Origin of the sequence: Dietzia timorensis, from assembly GCF_020742175.1 — a bacterium.
Classification (GTDB): Bacteria; Actinomycetota; Actinomycetes; order Mycobacteriales; family Mycobacteriaceae; genus Dietzia; species Dietzia timorensis_A.
The window spans coordinates 1-3002 of record NZ_DYXM01000211.1 but is presented as its reverse complement, the minus strand read 5'-3'; the positions used below and the strand labels follow the sequence as shown (position 1 = coordinate 3002).

Below are 3002 nucleotides of genomic sequence, written 5' to 3'. Positions count from 1 at the left end.
AAGGCTCCGGGCCAGCGCCGGATCGGGATCACTCCCGGCGGCCAGCGCTGCTTTCAAGCGCACCGACGCGTCTCCATACGCAAGCGCCTGCGCGACGCGCTCGCGCTGAGCGCCGTTTGTCTGCTTCTGTGGGTTCATCTCGACCACCTCCAGGCGTCAAGAGAACACCCTTACATCGTGTGAGGGTCAAGCGAATTTCGATCCAACTTCGTCGGCTTTGTGTAGACACTGCCTACGACATCCGACAGTCTCCGATTCAATGCGTCTATGGGTTGGCGAAAACGCCGTGATCACCGACGCGTCGCCACCGGCACCGTAGCTCCCCGTTCACAGTAAATAGTTCGAATGTAGCCCGGCCGTCTGGACTAGCGAACGACCATGTCATCTCCAGAATCCCTGGCGCCGAACGCACAGACTTCACCCTCAACAAAGCTGGCCAAGGTGTCGAGGGATCGTCGGCGTAAGCATCACAAGCCGGCGCAAACTTTTCCTGCACGCAGTTTTTGAATGCGAGAGCGTGTTCGCGCATAAGCCGCCGGTAGTCGCTATCGAAAGCGGGCGTCGTTTCGAACTTCACTCGGAATCTAATGCATCTAGGTGATCGAGAAAGTCCTCTGTTGACTCATGAACCGCAACGTCGCCCTTATCGATGAAGTCATCTACTTCGCGCTCACGCTCTTGCCAACGTTCGGTCCAGAACCAGCGTTGTTCGGCTGGCACGGGAAGTGCCGCCCGCAACTCGATCACCCCGTCCGAACGCTCGGTCATTTCTAGTTGCGCACCTTGCTCATCCAAGTGCAAGCGGCGACGAACGTCAGCGGGCAGGGCAATCGTGCCTCGACTCTGAATACCTAGATAGCGGCGCTCGGATGGTGCAGACATGCCTTCACGATAGCGCTCGTGCAGTAAAGCAGTAAAGCACTTTTCCTGCTATACGGTCACTCGATTCCCATTGCAGCATGTTTTCAGCCCAGGAATTAGATTGATCCGAGTCGATCATCGTCAATACGTGCGAGCTTGCGTATGCATCCCCACTACGATCGACGGCATGTGGGGACTTGTGGTCTTCGTCAATCTCTTCGCCCTGGTTGTCGCCGCGGGAGTGGCAGGCGCTGCACTTCCGCGAAAGGCGCGAAAGGCGCGAAGCCGCGGCAACGGCGCTCCCGACACCTCGGCCTCAACGCGGCAGAATTTCCCCTGGTTCTGGGTGGTGTTCCCGTTCACCTGTTTCTCGGCCGCTACAGCGTTTTCCATGACTTTTCTTCCGCCGTTGTCGCTTACTGGATCCCGCCACTATGCCGACTATCTCGAACCCGACGCCTTCACCATCGCGAATGCATTGAGCGCCGTTTTCATCATCGCGACCGTCCTCGGTGCCGGGCTGTCGATTTGGGCGTGGAAGGCCAGACGCATCTGAATTGATTCCGCGCACGTGCCTTTCTCTACGAATTCGAGAATTCCACGGGGAGCCAAGGAGCCATCGCTTTGCCGAGCCCGTTCGGTATTCTGAAGTTATGTCCGATAGCGCACCAACGACAGAAACGCTCGCGCTCCGCGAGCTTCTTGAGGCACGTTTGGATGAGCTACTGGTGATCTTGAAGAAGTACGGTGCCAAGAACCCACGCATCTTCGGCTCGGTCGCGCGCGGAGATGCCCATCAGGGAAGCGACATAGACATCCTCGTCGATATGGATCCTGCGGACGGGAACCTGTTGATGCGCGCATCAGGCCTTATGGAGGAAACTCGGCACCTTCTCGGACGAGATGATGTGGATATTTTCCCAGCACAGCTTCTCAAGAATCCGGTTTCACGCGAGGCTCTCGCAGAAGCGGTTGCGCTGTGAGTCGAGGCTCTCAGCAGCGGATCGCAGATATCGTCCAAGCCGTCGCGAAGTGCGAAAAATACCTTCGCTTTTTGGATGGCGATCCCCAACTCACGGACATGGCGATGGATGCCATTGAACGGAACCTTCAGATCGTCGGCGAGGCCGTGAACCATCTCCCCTCTACGATTACAGAGGAGCATCCGGAAATCGCATGGCCACAAATTCGAGGATTCCGAAACATTCTCGTGCACCAATATTTCGGCGTCGATTTCGAGGTCGTGCGCGATGTCGTGGAGACTCATCTGCCGGTTCTCGCTGATTCGCTTCGTGTACATCTGTGACCGGCATGGTTGCCTGACGCGCTTAGGCATGCGCGCTTTCTCCGCAGATCAAATCAGCTTTCGCGCCTAAACCACCCCGTTCTCGTACGCGTACACGACCACTTGCGCACGGTCGCGCAACGCGAGCTTCTGCAGCACCCGCCGCACGTGGGTCTTCACGGTCTCCTCGGATATGAACAGCTCGTCGGCGATTTCCCCGTTCGTCTTCCCCGTGGCCACCTGCTCCAGGGTTTCGCGCTCGCGCGGCGTCAGACTTTCCAGTTCGCGCGGGGCGTGGCGCGGGCGGGACCGCTTTGCGACCGCATCCGAAATGAGCCGCTTGGTCACCGTCGGCGCGAGCAACGCCTCCCCGGTGACGACGAGCCGCACCGCCCGGAACAGTTCCTCGCTCGGCGCGTCCTTGAGTAGGAACCCCGAACAGCCGATCCGCAGCGCCTCGTAGACGTAATCGTCGAGGTCGAACGTGGTGAGCATGATGATCCGCGGCATCGGGTCCAGCCCCGAGGCGAGAATCGTCCGCGCCGCCTCCAGCCCATCCATCTCGGGCATGCGCACATCCATGAATATGACGTCGGGCTGCAGCGATCGCGCGGCGGCCACGGCCTCGACGCCGTTGGATGCGTCCCCGGCGACGACGATGTCGGGCTGGGCGCCGAGGAGCGCGGCGAAGCCCTGCCGGACCATCACCTGGTCATCGGCGATCATCACCGAGATTGTCATGGGTTCACCCTAGCGCCGCGCGCGTCACGCGGAGCGGCCGCGCGAACGCAGCGGCACGGTCGCGGTGACGGTGAACCCGCCGTCGGAGGCGGGCAGCGCGGTAAACGCGCCGCCG

The 3002-nt window shown here is 60.2% G+C and carries 5 protein-coding genes; 3 read left to right on the top strand and 2 right to left on the bottom strand.

Features of this window, described 5'->3' with window-relative positions; genetic code table 11:
• Positions 1-573 precede the first annotated feature (573 nt).
• Entirely contained in the window at positions 574-882 is a 309-nt protein-coding gene (locus K8V11_RS10600; protein ID WP_303913812.1) for an AbrB/MazE/SpoVT family DNA-binding domain-containing protein, read from the bottom strand.
• Positions 883-1048: 166 nt separating this feature from the next.
• On the opposite strand from K8V11_RS10600, the gene K8V11_RS10595 reads away from it, so the two are divergent.
• The 3 genes from K8V11_RS10595 to K8V11_RS10585 all read left to right on the top strand — a co-directional run bounded on the left by K8V11_RS10595 (position 1049) and on the right by K8V11_RS10585 (position 2167).
• Positions 1049-1417 (top strand): hypothetical protein, encoded by a 369-nt coding sequence (locus K8V11_RS10595; protein ID WP_303913809.1) that lies wholly within the window; start codon positions 1049-1051, stop codon positions 1415-1417.
• Between the two features lie 97 nt (positions 1418-1514).
• The gene (locus tag K8V11_RS10590) at positions 1515-1844 is read left to right on the top strand and encodes a nucleotidyltransferase family protein (RefSeq protein WP_303913806.1); all 330 of its coding nucleotides are present in this window, start codon (positions 1515-1517) and stop codon (positions 1842-1844) included.
• The gene (locus K8V11_RS10585) at positions 1841-2167 is read left to right on the top strand and encodes a DUF86 domain-containing protein (RefSeq protein WP_303913804.1); all 327 of its coding nucleotides are present in this window, start codon (positions 1841-1843) and stop codon (positions 2165-2167) included. The genes K8V11_RS10590 and K8V11_RS10585 overlap by 4 nt, the downstream gene beginning before the upstream one ends.
• A gap of 66 nt (positions 2168-2233) precedes the next feature.
• Here the strand turns inward: K8V11_RS10585 and K8V11_RS10580 are convergent, their stop codons facing one another.
• A complete protein-coding gene (locus K8V11_RS10580) occupies positions 2234-2887 on the bottom strand; it encodes a response regulator transcription factor (protein ID WP_067475494.1) in 654 nt (217 codons plus the stop codon).
• Positions 2888-3002 lie beyond the last annotated feature (115 nt).

What these genes read in the sequence shown, in the direction of transcription:
- K8V11_RS10600 (WP_303913812.1), bottom strand. Translation starts at nt 882, where the DNA reads ATGTCTGCACCATCCGAGCGCCGCTATCTAGGTATTCAGAGTCGAGGC.
- K8V11_RS10595 (WP_303913809.1), top strand. Translation starts at nt 1,049, where the DNA reads ATGTGGGGACTTGTGGTCTTCGTCAATCTCTTCGCCCTGGTTGTCGCC.
- K8V11_RS10590 (WP_303913806.1), top strand. Translation starts at nt 1,515, where the DNA reads ATGTCCGATAGCGCACCAACGACAGAAACGCTCGCGCTCCGCGAGCTT.
- K8V11_RS10580 (WP_067475494.1), bottom strand. Translation starts at nt 2,887, where the DNA reads ATGACAATCTCGGTGATGATCGCCGATGACCAGGTGATGGTCCGGCAG.